The 16806-nt window shown below is 71.9% G+C and carries 16 protein-coding genes; 6 read left to right on the top strand and 10 right to left on the bottom strand.

Features of this window, described 5'->3' with window-relative positions:
• Positions 1-26: 26 nt before the first annotated feature.
• Positions 27-221 carry a hypothetical protein gene (locus ACMATS_RS05705; RefSeq protein WP_336413741.1) on the top strand — a complete coding sequence of 65 codons (195 nt, stop codon included), beginning with the start codon at positions 27-29 and terminating at the stop codon, positions 219-221.
• A gap of 9 nt (positions 222-230) precedes the next feature.
• On the opposite strand, the gene ACMATS_RS05700 is transcribed toward ACMATS_RS05705, so the two are convergent.
• From ACMATS_RS05700 to ACMATS_RS05690, 3 genes are all read right to left on the bottom strand, one after another.
• A complete protein-coding gene (locus ACMATS_RS05700) occupies positions 231-1640 on the bottom strand; it encodes a family 2B encapsulin nanocompartment shell protein (protein ID WP_390778512.1) in 1410 nt (469 codons plus the stop codon).
• 103 nt (positions 1641-1743) lie between these two features.
• Positions 1744-3156: a family 2B encapsulin nanocompartment shell protein gene (locus ACMATS_RS05695; protein ID WP_390778513.1), complete on the bottom strand. Its 1413-nt coding sequence runs from the start codon at positions 3154-3156 to the stop codon at positions 1744-1746.
• Positions 3157-3311: 155 nt separating this feature from the next.
• Positions 3312-4547: a phosphodiester glycosidase family protein gene (locus tag ACMATS_RS05690; protein WP_414167107.1), complete on the bottom strand. Its 1236-nt coding sequence runs from the start codon at positions 4545-4547 to the stop codon at positions 3312-3314.
• Positions 4548-4745: 198 nt separating this feature from the next.
• On the opposite strand from ACMATS_RS05690, the gene ACMATS_RS05685 reads away from it, so the two are divergent.
• The gene (locus tag ACMATS_RS05685; protein WP_414167106.1) at positions 4746-5609 is read left to right on the top strand and encodes a phosphatidylinositol-specific phospholipase C/glycerophosphodiester phosphodiesterase family protein; all 864 of its coding nucleotides are present in this window, start codon (positions 4746-4748) and stop codon (positions 5607-5609) included.
• 190 nt (positions 5610-5799) lie between these two features.
• Positions 5800-6195, top strand: a complete 396-nt coding sequence (locus tag ACMATS_RS05680; protein WP_414167105.1) for a hypothetical protein — start codon at positions 5800-5802, stop codon at positions 6193-6195.
• Positions 6196-6219: 24 nt separating this feature from the next.
• Here the strand turns inward: ACMATS_RS05680 and ACMATS_RS05675 are convergent, their stop codons facing one another.
• The 3 genes from ACMATS_RS05675 to ACMATS_RS05665 all read right to left on the bottom strand — a co-directional run bounded on the left by ACMATS_RS05675 (position 6220) and on the right by ACMATS_RS05665 (position 11400).
• A complete protein-coding gene (locus ACMATS_RS05675) occupies positions 6220-7089 on the bottom strand; it encodes a YceI family protein (protein ID WP_414167104.1) in 870 nt (289 codons plus the stop codon).
• A gap of 178 nt (positions 7090-7267) precedes the next feature.
• Positions 7268-8527, bottom strand: coding sequence for an SWF or SNF family helicase (locus ACMATS_RS05670; protein WP_414167103.1), 1260 nt, complete (start codon positions 8525-8527; stop codon positions 7268-7270).
• Positions 8524-11400 carry an SNF2-related protein gene (locus ACMATS_RS05665; protein WP_414167102.1) on the bottom strand — a complete coding sequence of 959 codons (2877 nt, stop codon included), beginning with the start codon at positions 11398-11400 and terminating at the stop codon, positions 8524-8526. Before ACMATS_RS05665 ends, ACMATS_RS05670 begins: the two co-directional genes overlap by 4 nt.
• A gap of 213 nt (positions 11401-11613) precedes the next feature.
• Between ACMATS_RS05665 and ACMATS_RS05660 the strand changes: the two genes are divergently transcribed.
• A complete protein-coding gene (locus tag ACMATS_RS05660; protein WP_336413732.1) occupies positions 11614-11796 on the top strand; it encodes a hypothetical protein in 183 nt (60 codons plus the stop codon).
• A gap of 40 nt (positions 11797-11836) precedes the next feature.
• On the opposite strand, the gene ACMATS_RS05655 is transcribed toward ACMATS_RS05660, so the two are convergent.
• The 3 genes from ACMATS_RS05655 to ACMATS_RS05645 are packed head-to-tail and all read right to left on the bottom strand — an operon-like array spanning position 11837 to position 15038.
• The gene (locus ACMATS_RS05655) at positions 11837-12859 is read right to left on the bottom strand and encodes a TolB-like translocation protein (RefSeq protein WP_414167101.1); all 1023 of its coding nucleotides are present in this window, start codon (positions 12857-12859) and stop codon (positions 11837-11839) included.
• Entirely contained in the window at positions 12856-14139 is a 1284-nt protein-coding gene (locus ACMATS_RS05650) for an MFS transporter (protein WP_414167100.1), read from the bottom strand. Before ACMATS_RS05650 ends, ACMATS_RS05655 begins: the two co-directional genes overlap by 4 nt.
• 2 nt (positions 14140-14141) lie before the next feature.
• Positions 14142-15038 carry an alkaline phosphatase family protein gene (locus tag ACMATS_RS05645; RefSeq protein WP_414167099.1) on the bottom strand — a complete coding sequence of 299 codons (897 nt, stop codon included), beginning with the start codon at positions 15036-15038 and terminating at the stop codon, positions 14142-14144.
• Positions 15039-15239: 201 nt separating this feature from the next.
• Between ACMATS_RS05645 and ACMATS_RS05640 the strand changes: the two genes are divergently transcribed.
• A complete protein-coding gene (locus tag ACMATS_RS05640) occupies positions 15240-15779 on the top strand; it encodes an MOSC domain-containing protein (protein WP_414167098.1) in 540 nt (179 codons plus the stop codon).
• A 50-nt stretch (positions 15780-15829) separates the two neighbouring features.
• On the opposite strand, the gene ACMATS_RS05635 is transcribed toward ACMATS_RS05640, so the two are convergent.
• Entirely contained in the window at positions 15830-16132 is a 303-nt protein-coding gene (locus ACMATS_RS05635; protein ID WP_390778523.1) for a hypothetical protein, read from the bottom strand.
• A 247-nt stretch (positions 16133-16379) separates the two neighbouring features.
• Between ACMATS_RS05635 and ACMATS_RS05630 the strand changes: the two genes are divergently transcribed.
• Positions 16380-16802, top strand: coding sequence for a roadblock/LC7 domain-containing protein (locus ACMATS_RS05630; RefSeq protein WP_391149057.1), 423 nt, complete (start codon positions 16380-16382; stop codon positions 16800-16802).
• The last annotated feature ends 4 nt before the right edge of the window (positions 16803-16806 follow it).

The following is a 16806-nucleotide window of genomic DNA, read 5'->3' as shown; positions in this document are numbered from 1 at the left end:
CCGCTGCTCCTCCTGGGAGGTACACCATGGCCGTATCGATCTCCGTGGTCCTGTTGCTGCTGATCCTGGCCGTGGTCTTCATGCGCAACGGGGGCCTGCGGTTCTCTCATGCCATGGTCTGCGTCCTGCTGGGCTTCCTGCTGGCCAACACCAGCGTCGCGCCGAGCATTCACAACGGGATCTCCTCCACCGCCCACATCGTGGGCGGCGTACGCCCCTGACCGGTCCGGTCAGCGGCCGATCTCGACGTCCTCCAGGACGCCCAGTGCGTCCGGCACCAGGACGGCGGCGGAATAGTAGGCGCTCACCAGGTAGGACGAGACCGCCTGCTCGTTGATGCCCATGAACCGCACGTTCAGGCTGGGCTGGTACTCGTCGGGAATGCCCGTCTGGTGCAGGCCGATGACGCCCTGGTCGTCCTGGCCCGTGCGCATGGCGATGATCGAGCTGGTGCCGTGCTCGCTGATCGGGATCTTGTTGCAGGGCAGCAGCGGGACACCGCGCCAGGAGCGCACGGCCGAACCGAGGACCTCGATGTTCTTGGGGTAGAGACCCCGGCTGCTGCACTCGCGGCCGAAGGCGGCGATGGTGCGCGGATGTGCCAGGAAGTACTGCGTCTTGCGGCGCCGGGAGAGCAGCTCGTCGAGGTCGTCGGGGGTGGGCGGTCCGGTGCGGGTGGGGATGCGCTGTCCGAGGTCGGCGTTGTGGAGGAGGCCGAACTCGCGGTTGTTGACCATTTCGTGTTCCTGGCGTTCGCGCAGGGCCTCGATGGTGAGCCGCAGCTGTTGTTCCAGCTGGTTCATGGGCTCGTTGTAGAGGTCGGCGACACGGGTGTGGACCCGCAGCACCGTCTGCGCCACGCTCAGTTCGTACTCGCGCGGCCCCGGCTCGTAGTCGACGAAGGTGCCGGGGATGACCGGCTCGCCCGAGTGGCCCGAGGTCACGGCGATGTCGGCCTCGCCGCGCTTGTTCGCCGCGGGTGCGGGGCGTGAGGCGAAGCCCGCGATGTGCGCGCGCAATGCCTCGGAGCGGTCGGCTACTTCCTGGAAGGCCTGCAGGGGAAGCGTCAGGACCGTGCAGCGCGTGGTGGCCCGGACGGTGAACCCCCAGGCGGCATCCGGCTCCAGGGGGACGCGCTCGCCGAAGAAGTCGCCTGCGCTCAGGGAGCCGAGAGCGGTTTCGTCCCCGTATTTCCCGGTGCCGGTCTTGGCGAGCTTGCCGTGGGCGATCAGGAACACCTGGTCGGCCGGCTGTCCTTCCTCGGCGAGCGCATCGCCCGGTGCGTACTCGCGCTGGACGCATGCGGCGGCCAGGGCCTCCAGCACGCCGTTGTCCTCGAAGCCGCGCAGCAGGGGAAGCTCGCCCAACTCGGCCGGGATGACACGGATTTCGGATCCGGTGGTGATGAATTCGACGATGCCGTTGCCGACGGTGTAGGTGAGGCGCCGGTTGACACGGTAGGTACCGGCCGAGACCTGCACCCAGGGCAGCACACGGAGCAGCCACCGGGAGGAGATCCCCTGCATCTGGGGAACGGACTTGGTGGTCGTCGCGAGCTGGCGTGCCGCTGTCGTGCCCAGGCTCAGCTGCGGCCGGTCCGCCGCCTGCTCGGTGGGCTCGGGCTCCACTGACGTGGTCATGAGTGGTGATCACCTAACTGTGCGATGCGTGGGGTGACGTGACATGACGTACGGGGCGTACGGCAGTGCGGGGTGGCACTGTGTGTGCGGTCTGCGTCCGGGCTCAGTGCCCGATTTCCACGTTCTCGAGAATTCCGAGGGCGTCGGGGACCAGGACGGCGGCGGAATAGTAGGCGCTCACCAGATAGGACATGATGGCCTGTTCGCTGATTCCCATGAATCGCACGGAGAGGCTCGGCTGGTATTCGTCGGGAATTCCCGTCCGGTGCAGGCCGATCACGCCCTGGGACTGCTCCCCGGTCCGCATCAGCAGAATGGAGCTGACGCCTTCCTCGGTGACCGGGATCTTGTTGCACGGGAAGATGGGAACCCCTCGCCACGCGGGCACCGCGTGCCCGTTGACGTCGACGCTGTCCGGATAGACACCGGCCCGGTTGAACTCGCGGGCCATGGCTGCGATCGCGCGCGGGTGGGCCAGCAGGAACGCGGGGTCCTTCCAGACCGTAGCCAGCAGCTCGTCGAGGTCGTCGGGGGTGGGCGGTCCGCTGCGGGTGTGGATGCGCTGCCTGAGGTCGGCGTTGTGGAGGAGGCCGAACTCGCGGTTGTTGACCATCTCGTGTTCCTGGCGTTCGCGCAGGGCCTCGATGGTGAGCCGGAGTTGCTGTTCCAGCTGGTTCATGGGCTCGTTGTAGAGGTCGGCGACGCGGGTGTGGACCCGCAGCACCGTCTGCGCCACGCTCAGCCCGTACTCGCGGGGAGCGCGTTCGTAGTCCGCGAAGACCCCGGGCAGCGCGGGCTCGCCGACATGGCCGGACGCGACGTCGATGGCCGACTCGCCGTGCTCGTTCCGCGGGCGCGAGGCGGCTTCGCGGAACGCCGCGATGTGGGCGCGCAGTTCGGGCGAGCGCTCCGTCAGCTCGCGGAACTCCTGGATCGGCAGGGCCAGGACGGTGCAGGCCGTGACGGCCTTCACGGTGAAGTCCCAGGTGCCGGCCTCCGGGGCGGCGAGCGCCTGGTCGCCGAAGTAGTCGCCGTCGGCGAGCACGCCGAGCGCGGCCGGATCCCCGTACCGGCCCTCGCGTGCCTTGCTGAGCTTGCCGTGCGCCACCAGCACCACCTGGTCGGCCGGCTGCCCGGACTCGACCAGCACCTCGCCGGGCCGGAACTCCCGCTGTGCGAACCGGCCCGCCAGCTCCTCCAGCACGCCCGCCTCGGAGAAGCCGCGCAGCAGCGGCAGTTCGCCCAGCTCCGCCGGGATGACGCTCACGTCGGCTCCGGTGGAGACGAACTCCACACGCCCGTCGCCCAGTGTGTGCGTCAGCCGTCGGTTGACCCGGTACGTGCCGCCGGAGACCTGCGCCCAGGGCAGCAGCCGCAGCAGCCACCGCGAGGTGATCCCCTGCATCTGCGGCACGGACTTGGTCGTGGTCGCCAGATTCCGGGCCGCCTCGGTGCCGAGGCTCAGCCTGCCCGGAGGATTTCCGGCGTCGGTGCCGGACTCCACAGACGTCGTCATATTCGAATGCCCACCCATTCGTCGCGTTCATCGCGTTCGTCGCGGAATTGCGCATCACGGAGCCGCGAAGGAATTCGCGCTCGCCGCCCCTTCCGAAGCTAGCAGCGCACTTGTATGGGTGCAGTCACTCAAAAGGATGGGATTGACGGAGGATGTCAAGGTCGTACAAAAATCCCTACGCCATTGGCCACCGGCCGTTCGATGCCACCCGACGGATGGTTGCGCACGGTGGCGTGCGCGCCGTGCGTGCGCGTCACGAGCGTGCTCGAGCCGCCCCCGTCCAGGTTGAAGGCGTCCGTGGCCCCCAGCTTCCGCATGGCGCGGGCCAGTTCGGCGACGGTGAGCCCGGAGCGGTAGTCGGCGGAGCCGTCCAGCGCCAGCAGGTACAGGCGCCGTCCCCGGTCCGCCAGGCCCGCGGCCGTGCGCACGGTGGAGGTCTCGTTGTCCAGGCCGGACAGGAGCCGGCCGGCGCGCAGGATCGGGAAGCCGCCCAGCGCGCACCGGAACGGACCGTACCGGCGCGGCTGGAGCCACTCGTCGACGCGCACGCGCTCGCCGCGCGCCAGCTTCCGCAGCGCTCGCGCCCCGCCCTCGCGCCCCACCAGCACCACCGAGCCGGACGCGATCGCCCCGTGCCCCGGCCTCCGGGCCGCCGAGGCCACCCGGCCGCCCTTCACGGTCAGTTCCCAGGTCTCGGAACTGCACGGCGCGCCGCGGTCGGTGTCCGTGCCGCACGTCGCCCGGAGCCGTGAGGCCCGGCCCCAGGCGGGGGTGTAGACCCCGATGCCGTCCACCGGCAGGGCGTACTGGTTGAAGCCGCTCAGCGCGAGCGAGCCGTCGCCGGTCCGCACCGCGCCCCGCAGTCGGAGCCGGTCCATGCGGCCCACACGGTCCGTGCCCACGCCGAAGACGTCCTCCGTGGTCACGCCGGACGGCATCGCCGGGCCGAAGCGCTGGCCGTCCGGCACCGCGGCCTTGAGGTCGGCCCCGCCCGCGACGGCGGGACCCACCGGGGCGCCCGTCGCCTCCACGCCGGGGTGCTGCGCCTCCGCGATGTTGAAGAAGTCCCCGTTGACCGCGCCCACCGCGCCCCGGCGGTCGGCCAGTTCGGAGATCCGTCCCCGCGCCCCGACCACGCCCGGGTACAGCAGGTCCACCGACACCCGCTGCTCGCGCAGGTCGGCCGTCAGCAGATGCCCGAACGCCGCCCCGTGCGAGCCTTTCAGCGAGAACTCCCGGTAACTCACGCCCGGCCCGAGCGTGGTGCGGTCGCCGAGGCGCAGCCCGGCGCTCTCCTCCGTGCCGGCCCAGGCCGTACCGCCGCCGATCAGCGAGACCCAAGCCGTCAGTACCGTCAGTGCCGCGCGTACGCGGCGTCCACGTCTGCTCACTGTCTCCCCAGAGGTCCCGTCAACTCTGCCATGGCACAGGCGACTTCACCATGCCCCGAAAGAACGACAGGGAACGGGCCGCTGACGGCCTCGGCAACTCTCGGAACGGTCCCTGTCCCTCGGCCCCGCGGGCCCGGATACTCACTGACGTCGGTATGCGCAGCCCGCGGATATCCGCCCGCCGGACAGGGAGGCACCATGGCCCTTCGCACGCGCCGAGCAGCCCTCGTCGTCCTCGGAGCCGCCGTCGCGGGCTCGTTCGCGGCTCCCGCCTCCGCCGACGCCCGGCAGGAGGACCCCGCCGGGCGCGGCAGGCCCCCGCTGCTCCACGCGCACGCGCACAACGACTACGAGCACCCGCACCCGCTCACCGGCGCGCTCTCGCACGGCTTCAACAGCGTCGAGGCGGACATCTGGCTGGTGGACGGCGCGCTCCTCGTCGCGCACGACACCTCCGAGCTGGATCCCGCCCGCACGCTGGAAGCGCTCTACCTGGACCCGCTGCTGCGCCGGGTGAGAGCCAACGGCGGCCGGGTCTACCGGGGTTACGACCTCACCCTGCAACTGCTCATCGACATCAAGACGCCCGGTGGTCCCACCTACCGGGAGCTGTCCCGGCACCTGCTCCGCTACCGGTCGATGCTCAGCTCCTGCACCGACGGCCGGGTCCGCCGGGGCGCGGTGACCGCCGTCGTCTCCGGCGACCGCGGCGCGCGGGCCCCGATGGAGGCGGAACGCGTGCGCCACGCCTTCTACGACGCCAGGCTGAGCGACCTCGGCAGCGGCGTGCCCGCATCCTTCGCCCCGCTCGTCAGCGACAACTGGGGGCAGTTCTTCACCTGGCAGGGCACGGGCCCGATGCCCGAGCGGGAGCGTGCCGAACTCCGGCGGATCGTCACCACGGCCCACGCGGCCCGGCAGCAGGTGAGGTTCTGGGCCACCCCCGACCGGCCGGGCCCCGCCCGCGACGCCCTCTGGCACGAGCTGCTCGCCGCCGGCACCGACTATCTCAACACGGACGACCTGGCAGGCCTGGAGGCGTTCCTCCGCGCAGCGCACTGAGCAGTACCGCGACATCCGGTGCGCCCTCCTCGTCCGTCCCGGGCAGGATGAATCGTACTGTTAAAAGATCATCCTTCGGGGAGCGCCACGCAGGATCCCGTTTCGACGGAATGTCATGCTCCGTGGCGGAACGTGTGGCAGTACCGTCACCGGACGGTGACGGGGCGCCGGGCAAGAGGACGCTGGACCCATGGCCACTCCTCCCGACCCTTCCTACGGTCCGCCGCACCACCGCCACCCGCCCCCGGGGCCGCCTCCCGGCGGTTTCGGTCCCGCCGGGTCGTCCTGGCAGCCGGACCCGCCGCCGGGCGGCGGGCGGCGCATCGCGCTGATGGCCGCGGTCCTCGTGGCGCTCGCGGCGATCGGGGTGGGAGCGGTGTTCGCGCTGGCCGGCAAGGACGGCGGCAAGACCGGTACCGGGGACCGGCCCTCGGGCACGGGTCCGGCGTCCTCCTCCGCACCGGGTTCCGCTTCCCCGTCGTTCGTGCTGCCGTCGCAGTGGCCGAGCGGTCTTCCCACCTCGCTGCCGTCGGGCTTCCCGACGAGCCTGCCGACCGATCTGCCGACTCAGCTGTTCGGGTCCTGAGGGCTGCGGTCCTCCGTCACGCCCTCACTCCGCCGGTACGGCCTGGACGTCGAGTTCGACTCTGATGGTCGCGCCGATCATCGCGATGCCGCGGGAGAGCATGGAGCGCCAGTCGAGGGTGAAGTCCTCGCGGTGCAGCTCGGTCGAGGCCGAGCATGCGACCCGGGTCTCGCCCATGATGCCGGTGCCGATGCCGAGGTACCGGCTGTCGAGGGTGACGTTGCGGCTGACGCCGTGCAGGTTGAGGACGCCCTGTACGGACCAGCGGGAGCCTCCGCGGTGCACGAAGCGCTCGCTGGTGAACTGCATGTACGGGTGGTTGACGACGTCCAGGAAGTCCCGGGAGCGCAGGTGCTCGTCGCGCTGGGCGACCCCGGTGTCGATGCTGGCGGTCTCGACGACGACGTCGAGCCGGGAGTTCTCGATGCGGTCGGCGATCCAGAGGGTGCCCTCGAAACGGTTGAACCGGCCGTGCACCTCGGCCAGTCCGATGTGCCGGGTGACGAACCGTACGGCCGTGTGGTCCGGATCGATGCGCCAGGGGCCCGGTGCGGGAGTGGCGGGCAGGGGGGCCGGTTCCATGGCCACCGGGTCGAGAGCGGCGCGCGCCCCTTCCGTCGCCCGGACGGAGCGGCGCACGGGCTGGAACCCCTCGGCGGTCACCGCGATGCTGTAGTCGCCGGGTGCGACCGTTGCGGCGAACCTGCCGTGCGGGTCGGTCTGTCCGTGCACGACCTCCTGGCCGTTCGGGTCCCGGACGGCGACCTCGGCTCTGTGCATCGGCAGTTGCACCGGATCGAGGACGAGGCAGTCGAGTGCCCCCGCGCCGGGCGGAATCGGGGCGGTCTCCCGGGAAGGGGAACTCCGGTGACGGCGCAGCAGCGCGAGAACCATCCCAAAGGGCCTTTCTGTGATCAGAAGGTGTTCAGGGCAACTATCTCCACATTCTGTCACTAGCGGGATGAAAATGCTTCATCACCTCAGAAAGCCTACTCTTTGGTGATTCCGGCCTTCGATTCGGGTGTCGGGCGGCAGGCCGTCGCGGGCCACGGCCCGCGACGGCCTGCCGGCGTCAACCCTCCGCGAGCGTGCCCGCGAGCACCGCCGCCGGATCCCGGCCGCCCGGCCCGGCCGGCTCCCAGAGGCTGCCCTCCCTGCGGTACGGCCACCAGCGGCCGTCCCGTCCGTAGCGGAGCTGAACGTCTGTGCCCGCGGCCGTCCAGCGATTGCCGGCGCCGTGCAGCCGGGGCGGCTGTCCGTCCCCCTCCCAGGCGGCCGCCAGCCTGTCGTGGGCCTGCGCGAGGACACCCGGCTCCGGCGTCCACTCCTCCTCGAGCACGCTCAGCGCCGCCGGTCCACCGAACCTCCAGGCGCGTACCGACCGTTCCAGCCCGGCGTGTTCACCACCGCAGACCGCCGCCAGCCGGTCGGTCACGACGCCGGGCGCGCCGTTCGCGGCGAGGCGCACGGCGTCCTCCCGGACCGTGAGCGGAGCCGGCACGGGCGTCCGATCGTGACCGGGGGACAGCGCTTCGGCCAGCAACAGCCGGGCCCGGCGGGCGGCGTCCGCCGCGAGGAACTCCAGGGCGGCGACGTCCAGTCCGGGAGGTGCAGGGCGGTCGCCCGAGAGCGCAGGCGCACGTCCTGATGCGTCCACCAGTGGCGGGGGCGCGGGCAGCGTTGCCGTGCGCCTGTGCCGCGCGAACACCTCCCGCGCAGGAACTCCCGCAGGCACCTTCGCCGCGGGGCCGGCGGTGCGCGCCGCGCTGCGCGCCTGCAGCTCGTCCAGCACCTCGCGTTCGCCGTGCCCGCGCAACAGGAGCAGGACGAAGGGGTCCTGGTCGAGCAGCCGTGCCACCTGGTGGCACAGCGCAGCAGTGTGCGCGCAGTGGTCCCACGCCCCGCAGGTGCACTCCGGTTCCAGATCGCCGATCCCCGGCAGCAGGTCCACGCCTGCCGCGGCTGCGTCCTCGGCCAAGTGCGGCGGCAGGTCCCGGTCCAGCAGCGCGGCCAGATGCTCTGCGCGGCCGGCGACGAGATCCATGAAGCGGTCCCAGTCGTCCTGCGCGAGCTGCTGCACCATCACGTCCGCCCGGTACGGCGAACCGTCGCGGTCGCGCACGAGCGCGGTGACGCGCCCCGGCCGCACGGACACCGCACCCACGGCACCGGCCCGGGCGTGCCGACGGCCCGCCCTGACCTGTTCGCCGTCCAGGGCCGTGTCCTCCAGCGCCTGCAGCCAGGCGCGGCCCCACCGGCTCGTTGCGAACGCCCCTCCGCGCACGGGCGGAAGGGCCTCGAAGGTGCGCCCGGTATCGAGGTCGTGCGTCATCGTCCCGTCCCCCTCAGTTCCACCAGTTCCGTCAGTTCGGCGTCGGTCAGCTCGGTCAGGGCCGCCTCGCCGGTGCCCAGCACCGCGTCCGCCAGGGCCTGTTTGCGGGTGAGCAGCTCCGCGATCCGGTCCTCGATCGTCCCCTCGGCGATCAGGCGGTGCACCTGGACGGGGCGGGTCTGGCCGATGCGGTGGGCGCGGTCGGTGGCCTGGGCCTCGACGGCCGGGTTCCACCAGCGGTCGACGTGCACGACATGTTCGGCACGCGTCAGGTTCAGCCCTGTCCCCGCGGCCTTCAACGACAGCAGGAAGACCGGGACATCGCCGTCCTGGAAGCGGCGCACCATCTCCTCCCGCTGCGCCACGGGCGTACCGCCGTGCAGCAGTTGCGTGGGAACACCGCGAGCAGCCAGGTGACGTTCCAGGAGCCGCGCCATCTGAACGTACTGGGTGAACACGAGCACGCTCGCACCCTCGGCCAGGATGGTGTCCAGCAGCTCGTCCAGCAGCTCGACTTTGCCCGAACGCCCGGAAATCCGCGCGCCGTTCCCCTCCTTCAGGTACTGCGCCGGGTGGTTGCAGATCTGCTTCAGGCCCGTGAGGAGCTTCACGATCAGTCCGCGCCGCTGGAGGCCGTCCGCCTCCGCCACCTCGGCGAGCAGCTCCCGTACCACGGCCTCGTAGAGCCCCGCCTGTTCCGCCGTGAGGGCGACCGCCCGGTCCGTCTCGGTCTTCGGCGGCAGTTCGGGCGCGATGCCCGGGTCGGACTTGCGGCGGCGCAGCAGGAAGGGCCGGACCAGTGCGGCAAGGCGCTCGGCCACGGCCGGGTCGGTGCCGGACTCGACGGCCTGTGCGTAACGCCGTCGGAACGTGCCGAGCGGGCCGAGGAGTCCGGGCGTCGTCCAGTCGAGAATGGCCCACAGTTCGGTCAGATTGTTCTCCACCGGAGTGCCGGACAACGCGACGCGTGCCCCTGCGCCGATGGAGCGCAGCCGGCGGGCGGTGGAGGAGTGCGGGTTCTTCACGTGCTGTGCCTCGTCCGCGACGACCATGCCCCAGCCGGTCTCCGCGAGCCGTTGCGCGTCCAGCCGCATGGTGCCGTAGGTGGTGAGGACGAACTCCCCGTCCGCCAGGCCTTCCAGGGAGCGGGACGTGCCGTGGAAGCGGCGGACCGGGGTGCCGGGGGCGAAACGTTCGATCTCCCGTTGCCAGTTGCCCATGAGCGAGGCGGGACAGACGACCAGAGTGGGGCCCTTGCCCTCCGGCAGGGCCTGCCGGTGCAGGTGAAGTGCGATCAGGGTGATGGTCTTGCCGAGACCCATGTCGTCGGCCAGGCAGCAGCCGAGCCCGAGTGACGTCATCCGGTTCAGCCAGTCCAGGCCGCGCAGTTGGTAGTCGCGCAGCGTGGCGGCCAGAGCGGCGGGCTGGGTGACGGGGCCGTGCCCGGCTTCGGGGTCGGCGATGCGGTCGCGCAGTGCGGCCAGCCAGCCGGTGGCCCGGACTTCGACGGTCTCCTCGCCCTCGGCATCGTCCCCTGCGACGACGCGCCCGGTGAGGGCGGCGCCGAGGGCCTCGACCGGTGTGACTTTGCGGTCCTGGTGCGCGAGAGCGCGGCGTACGACTTCCGGGTCCACGAGCACCCACTGGTCACGCAACCGGACGGCAGGGCGGCGCGCTTCGGCGAGCCGGCCGAGTTCGTCGCGGGTCAGTTCCTGGTCGCCAAGTGCGAAGCGCCAGCCGAAGGCGAGCAGTGCATCGGCGGAGAAGAGAGGCGGTGCGGACGGCCGTTCGTCCGGCTGCCCGCTGCTGTCGTCAGGCGGGCCGACGACCGCGCGTGCGGTCAGCTTGCGGACGAGCTCCTTCGGCCAGTGCACCTCGACGCCTGCGGCGTCCAGGGCGGCGGAGGCGGGGCCGAGCAGTTCGCCGAGTTCCTCGTCGGCGAGCTCGACGGAGTCCGGGACCTCGGAGGAGAGCAGGGGCGAGAGCGCAGGCCAGGCGTGGACGGCGCGCCGCAGGGCGAGCAGCGCGTTCGTCCGGGCGCCGCGGCCGAGCGAGCCCGTGACGGGAGACGTGCCGGACCACACCTCGGCGGCATCCGCGACGAGTGCAGGGTCGGCGAGGCTGTGCACCTGGAGCACGGCCTGGAAGCGCGGTGGGCGGCTGCCGCTGTCGGCCTCGGCCGTTCCGAGGACGTCGATGCGCAGCGAGAGCCGCACCCCTGCGTCGTGCCCGGCCGCGACCTCGGCCGCCCAGGCGCGGTGCTCGGGCACGTGCTGGGGTTCCCGGGCGGCGAAGGCGGGTCCGGCGGCCGCGAGGGAGGCGGCGGGGGAGCGGGGCAGGCCGTCGGCCACAGCGTCCAGGAAGGAGTGCACGAGCGCTTCCGGGGCGGGCAGCAGCAGGGGACCGCCGCCGGGCAGCGGCACGGCGTGCGCGGCGGGCGGCATGGCGGCGGCCAGTTCGCGGATGCGCCGCAGGTCGTCTGCGGAGAGCGGCCCGGCCCGCCAGGCGTCGTGGTCGGAGGCGCTCAGGCCGGGCAACAGTCGGCCACGGGCGGCCAGTTGCAGCGCGAGCACCGCAGCGGCTCCCCAGAAGGCGGCGGCCTCGTCCGCCTGCGCGGCCCGGGCGCGCGTCAGTACGGGCAGTGCGTCCCGCACAGGCAGCACGGTGGCACGTACGGTCGCGGTGGTGACGTCCGGCCCGTCGGCGACGGCGACCGTCAGTTCTTCGGCGGCTTCCGGTGCCGTGGGCGGTTCGCCGCCCGGCAGCCAGAAGGCGACCCGCCCGGTGCGGGCGGGGTCTCCGGGAAGGAAGACCGCTGAGCAGCGGACGAGCCGGGAGATGTCGGAGGGTGATGCGGCAGGGAGCGGGCTCACGGAGCGACGTACTCCTCAAATTTGACTAGCAGGCTTGGCAGCGCCCGAGAGTACAGGAAGGCCGCCGTCGGTGACGGTCTCCCGGGTGTGAACCACGCCACAGGGCAGACGTACGCTGGCACTGGACTCGACGGGGCATACGGCGAGGAACCGGGCGTGGCCGCCGCGCGTTCTGACGGACAGAGCGGCAGTTGTCGCGAAGGAGGCACGGACATGAGCAACAGGGCCAAGGTCGCCGTCGGTGGCGTGGCGGTGGGAGTGATCCTGCTGTGGCTGCTGCCGTTCTGGATGGCGGTGCTGGTGATGGTCGGCGTGCCGGCCGCCGCGTATCTCCTGCTGGACCCCTCGCAGCGCAAGAGGCTGCGCCGGGTGTCCCGCAAGGAGCTGGGGCGTTAGGGCGTGTCCTGGAGATGCCGGGGAAACGCCCGGACGGCGGTCACGCCCGGCCGGTGAAGGCCGGTGCGAGCGCTGCGGGCAGCGCCCGGCGGGAGCGGCCCGAACCGTCCGCCGGTACGGTCCACAGATCGGAGCCGTAATTGCCGGGCAGGGAATAGAGCAGCGTGTGGTCGTCCTGCCAGACGGCCTGGTCGTCGACGTTCCGCTGTTCGGCGGTGGCGGTCTCGTGCATGGTGCGCAGATCCAGGACGTACAGCCGCCAGGGCGCATCGGAGGATGCGCCCTGGACGCGCTTCTTGTAGGCCACGCGCGTCCCGTCGGGTGACAGGGAAGGGCACTCCACGTTCGTGTGCAGGGTGCGCAGCGTGCGGGTGCGGCGGTCCCCGCTCACCAGGTACGTGCGGCCGACGGTGGCGACGGTGGCGTAGAAGCGGTCGTCGTCGGCGAACGTGACGCCCCAGACGTTGAGGTCCGGTGCCTTGTGCGGGCGGTCGTCCACCAGGAGGCGGTAGTCCTCCAGGTTGCGGTCCAGCGTGCCGGTGCGCAGGTCGAGGACCGAGGTGCGGGTGGAAAAGGCGGTGCCCGCGTAGGAGTCGCCGCTGACGAAGACGGTCCAGGCCACCGCACGCCCGTCGGGAGCCACCCGCGCCCGGGTGGGGATGCCCGCCAGGTCGTAGTGGTGCAGCTCGTGCAGCCGTGCGTCGAGCACGACTGCACGGTAGGCGTCGCGCAGCTTGCCGTGCACGGCCTGGAGGCAGATGCCGGTTCCCGACGCCGTGTGGAATCGCAGGCACTTGACGCCGGAGGCGGTGCGCGGTCCGTCGGGTCTGCCGGCGGGCACCGAGACGATCTCGTCGCGGTGCGGCCCCCAGGCCATGTTGCGGAAGACCTCGCGTCCGGGCGTGTCCAGGCCGACCTGACCGGTGTGCACCGGAGGGCCGCCCGCCTGCGTACGGTCCTTCTCCGCGGCCCGGCCGGCGGCGTGCAGGGTGGCGCCTATGGCGACGCCGCCCAGGAGCAACACGGCGGCGAACAGGATGACAAGGCGCTTCGTGCGGTTCAACGGGCGGACTCCGGCGGGGTGTCGGGGGACGGGGTGCGCAGCAGCAGTGCGCTCACGGCGGCCGAGACGGCGAGCCCTGCGGAGGCTGCTCCCAGGGCGGTGCGGTCGCCCCAGGCCGTCCATGCCGCTCCGAAGGCGATGGAGCACACGAAGCGGGCGGCGGCCTGACCGGTCTGCACCACGGCCAGCCCGCTGCCGCGGACCGCCTCCGGTACGGCGTCGGCGGTCGCCGCGGCGAGCACGCCGTCGGTGGCCGCGTAGAAGCTGCCGTGCAACGCGAGCACCGGACAGACGAGAGCGACCGAACCGCCGACCGGCGCGACGAGGACCCCGTATGCCGCCAACAGCGCGAGATGGCCGCAGAGGAACAGCCGCCTCCGGCCGAAACGGTCGGCGATCGCGCCGAACGGCACGGCCAGCAGGAGGAATGCTCCTGCCGTGCCCAACGGCAGCAGCGGGAACCAGGACTCGGACAGGTCCAGTCGGCGCTGCAGGGTCAGATAGAGGAACGAATCGCTGACCGTGGTCAGACCCAGCAGCACGGCGCAGCACGTCAGCCGGCGCACCTCGGGCCGTCGCAACAGCTCGCGCAGCGACACCGGTTCGGCTGTCGTGCGCCGGGCAGGGGGCGTGGTACCGGTGCGTCCGGGGACGAACAGCAGCAGTACCAGGACGCCCAGTGCCGCCACGCAGCCGCTGACGGTGAAGACGGCGTCGTAGCCCTCCGCCGCGGCCCGGAGCACGAGGAAGGCGAGCAGCGGACCAAGGAGCGCGCCGGCCGTGTCCATGGCGCGGTGCACACCGAACGCCCGCCCACGCCCGGCGGGTTCGCTCGCCATCGAGATCATGGCGTCGCGCGGTGCGGTGCGCAGGCCCTTCCCCGTGCGGTCTGCGGCGAGGACCGCTCCGATCAGCGGCACGCCGTGCGCGACGAGCAACAGGGGCTTGCAGAGGGCGGAAAGGCCGTAGCCGATGACCGCCACGGTCTTGTGGCCGCCCTCCCGGCGGTCGGAGAGGCGTCCGCCCGCGAAGCGGACGAGTGCGCTGACTCCGTTGTAGACGCCGTCCAACAGGCCGAAGCCGAGGGGAGAAAGGCCCAGTCCGGCGACGAGGTAGAGCGGCAGGACGGCGGTGACCATCTCGGAGGAGACGTCGGTGATCAGGCTGACGGTGCCGAGGGCGAGCACCGTGCCGGGCACGACGACGGCCCGCCGGACGGGGCCCGTGCCCCGTCCGGCGGTGCCCGCTGCAGGAGTGGTGCGGCTGTCCGCGAGGTACACGGTCAGCTGTTCCAGATGCCGGCGATGTCCTTGGCGCCGGCGGAGCTTCCGGCGTACGGCAGGCCGTACATGCTCTCCAGCGTGTGCAGCACGTCGTAGTGGTTGTACGTGTCGTCGGCCGACGATCCCGCCTTGACGGGCTGCCCGTAGAGGACCGTGGGGATGCGGTTGCCGCTGAGCCGGTTGTCCTCGTCGAAGGTGAGAAGGAGCAGGCTGTTGTGGCTCTGGGCCCAGTCGGCGTAGCTCTTGAGGTTGTTCTTGAGCCAGGTGTCACCGGTGGCCACGGAGCAGTCGTGCATGTCGCTGCACAGGTTCGGTATGACGAAGGAGACCGCCGGCAGAGTGCTGTAGTCGCCGGGGAACTTGTCGAAGGTGTGCGCGCTGCTGGTGGGCACGTTGCCGAAGCCGAACCAGGGGTTGTGCTTCTGGGCGTACTTGCCGCTGCGGCAGGTGGTGGAACCCTCCGACGGAAGGGACTCGTTGTAGCTCGCCCAGGTCTTTCCCGCATCGAGCAGCTCCGAGGCGAGGTTGGGCGCCTGGAGGGCCCCGGGGTCGACGCAGCTGTCGTCGGTGATGCCCTGGGTGTCCCCGGAGAACAGCGCGTAGTAGTTCGGCTGGCTCGGGTGGGTCTCGGCGTACGAGGCGGTCAGGTTGGCGCCCCCGGAGGCCAGTGCGTTGATGTACGGGGCGCCGGAGCTGCCGAGGACCTGGTCGTAGGCGTGGTTCTCGAAGACGACCACCACCACGTGGTCCGGGGTGGGCAGGGCCGCGGCGGCGGAGGAGTCGGCGGCCCACAGGCCGAGGGAGGTGGCGGCGAGCCCGAACGCCGCGGCCAGGGCGCCGAGTCGGCGTCGGCGGAGGGGGCGCGGGCTCTGCGGATGTCTGGCGTCGGCGGGCACGAGGTCCTCCGTACTGGGGGAATCGGTGGGGGTGTGCGGGTGCGGTGGCAGCGTAGGGCCGCCGGTAGTGGCATGTACACGACCTGGAAGTGACGGGTTCGGGAACACGGGCCGAGCGCAGCGCGACGAACGCGCTGTCGGTGCGGGGAGTTAGGGTCGAAGGGTCGGTGTCGCAGGCGACCGAGGGGAGGCCGGGCCGTTATGGGCAAGGTGACGGCGGTGTGCAGCAGCGGTGAGCACGAGTTCAGCAAGCCGGTGCGGGACCGGATCAGACTGCTGGAAGGGCTGGGAGTCGAGGGCGATGCGCACTTGGGGGTGACGGTGCAGCACCGCTCGCGCGTTGCACAGGACCCGGCGCAGCCCAACCTCCGTCAGGTGCACCTCATTCAGCAGGAACTGTTCGACGAGGTGGCCGCGGCAGGTTTCACGGTCGGGCCCGGTCAGCTGGGGGAGAACGTCACCACCCGCGGGATCGACCTGCTGGGTCTTCCCCACGGCGCCCGCCTGCGGCTGGGTTCGCAGGCGGTCGTCGAGATCACCGGCCTGCGCAACCCGTGCCTGCAGATCGAGGGGTTCCGCCGGGGCCTGCTCAAGGAGGTCGTGGGGCGCGCGGAGGACGGTTCCGTCGTGCGCAAGGCCGGTGTAATGGGCGTCGTCCTGGCGGGCGGCGAGGTCCGCCCCGGGGATCCCGTGCAGGTGGAGCTGCCCGACGGGCCGCAGCTTCCCCTGGAGCGCGTCTAGGCCGACGGCGGCCCGGTGCGCCCTGTGGCGGGAGCGCAGCGGGCCGGCCGTCATGCGGCGGGCAGACCGAGCAGGGAGCGCGCCACGGTCAGCGGCGCCTCGTCCTGCTCGCGGGCGAGGGCTATGACCGCACGGCAGGCCAGCTCGTTGACCCCGAACGTGAGGGCCTCGGGCGAGACCCACCGCGCCGCCTCCGCGCTGCGCTCGCCGTCGTTCTCGGCGCACGCCGCCACGTACAGGGCCGCCGCCTCGAACAGATTGCGCTGCGGGGCCGCGGAGGGCCGTGGGGCCCGGACCGACGGCTGCCCGGATTCCCCAAGACGCTTGCGGAATTTGTGGAGCACAGTGATCACCTGCCCCGTGAAGCAAAGCCTGCGGTTGTTCAAGTGTTCCCGGAGTCCGGCGAATTGAACCGCCGGGAAACCCGGTGCCGACCGTGCGGTGAAAACCGGGGTTGTCGTGGCGTGTCCGCATTCCGTTCCGGTCGGCGAACAGGTGCGTACCGAAGGGCCCGGCGGGTTGCCGGGAGGGCTCGGGTGAGCAAGGCTTGCACGGCAGTTGCGGGGGAATCGGGGAACTGCGGGGACGGGGAGGCGGGGTATGACCGAGGGCAAGGAACTCGAGGGGCTGCTGGACGACCTGGCCCAGCGCGTCGAGTCGATACGGTACGCGCTGGTGTTGTCCAACGACGGCCTGGTGACGGGGGCGAGCGCGGGCCTGGAGCGGGAGGACGCCGAGCACCTGGCCGCGGTCGCCTCGGGGCTGCAGAGCCTCGCCAGAGGGGCAGGCAGGCAGTTCCGGGCGGGACGCGTACGTCAGACGGTGATCGAATTCGACGAGGGGGTCCTGTTCGTGACCGCCGCGGGCGAGGGCAGCTGTCTCTGTGTCCTGGGCGGCGCCGAGACCGACATCGGCCGGGTCGCGTACGAGATGACGCTCCTCGTCCATCGCATCGGCGAGCACCCGGGCGGCGCCGCGCGACAGCAGAACCCCCCGGGCCGACGGGCCCGCGAAGGCCGCTGACCTC

Source organism: Streptoverticillium reticulum (assembly GCF_047456005.1).
GTDB lineage: Bacteria > Actinomycetota > Actinomycetes > Streptomycetales > Streptomycetaceae > Streptomyces > Streptomyces reticulum.
This window is presented reverse-complemented; position numbering and strand designations above follow the sequence as displayed.

Bases quoted from the DNA above. Each gene is read 5' to 3' on its own strand.
- ACMATS_RS05705 (WP_336413741.1), top strand. From the start codon at position 27: ATGGCCGTATCGATCTCCGTGGTCCTGTTGCTGCTGATCCTGGCCGTG.
- ACMATS_RS05700 (WP_390778512.1), bottom strand. From the start codon at position 1,640: ATGACCACGTCAGTGGAGCCCGAGCCCACCGAGCAGGCGGCGGACCGG.
- ACMATS_RS05695 (WP_390778513.1), bottom strand. From the start codon at position 3,156: ATGACGACGTCTGTGGAGTCCGGCACCGACGCCGGAAATCCTCCGGGC.
- ACMATS_RS05685 (WP_414167106.1), top strand. From the start codon at position 4,746: ATGGCCCTTCGCACGCGCCGAGCAGCCCTCGTCGTCCTCGGAGCCGCC.
- ACMATS_RS05680 (WP_414167105.1), top strand. From the start codon at position 5,800: ATGGCCACTCCTCCCGACCCTTCCTACGGTCCGCCGCACCACCGCCAC.
- ACMATS_RS05675 (WP_414167104.1), bottom strand. From the start codon at position 7,089: ATGGTTCTCGCGCTGCTGCGCCGTCACCGGAGTTCCCCTTCCCGGGAG.
- ACMATS_RS05670 (WP_414167103.1), bottom strand. From the start codon at position 8,527: ATGACGCACGACCTCGATACCGGGCGCACCTTCGAGGCCCTTCCGCCC.
- ACMATS_RS05660 (WP_336413732.1), top strand. From the start codon at position 11,614: ATGAGCAACAGGGCCAAGGTCGCCGTCGGTGGCGTGGCGGTGGGAGTG.
- ACMATS_RS05640 (WP_414167098.1), top strand. From the start codon at position 15,240: ATGGGCAAGGTGACGGCGGTGTGCAGCAGCGGTGAGCACGAGTTCAGC.
- ACMATS_RS05630 (WP_391149057.1), top strand. From the start codon at position 16,380: ATGACCGAGGGCAAGGAACTCGAGGGGCTGCTGGACGACCTGGCCCAG.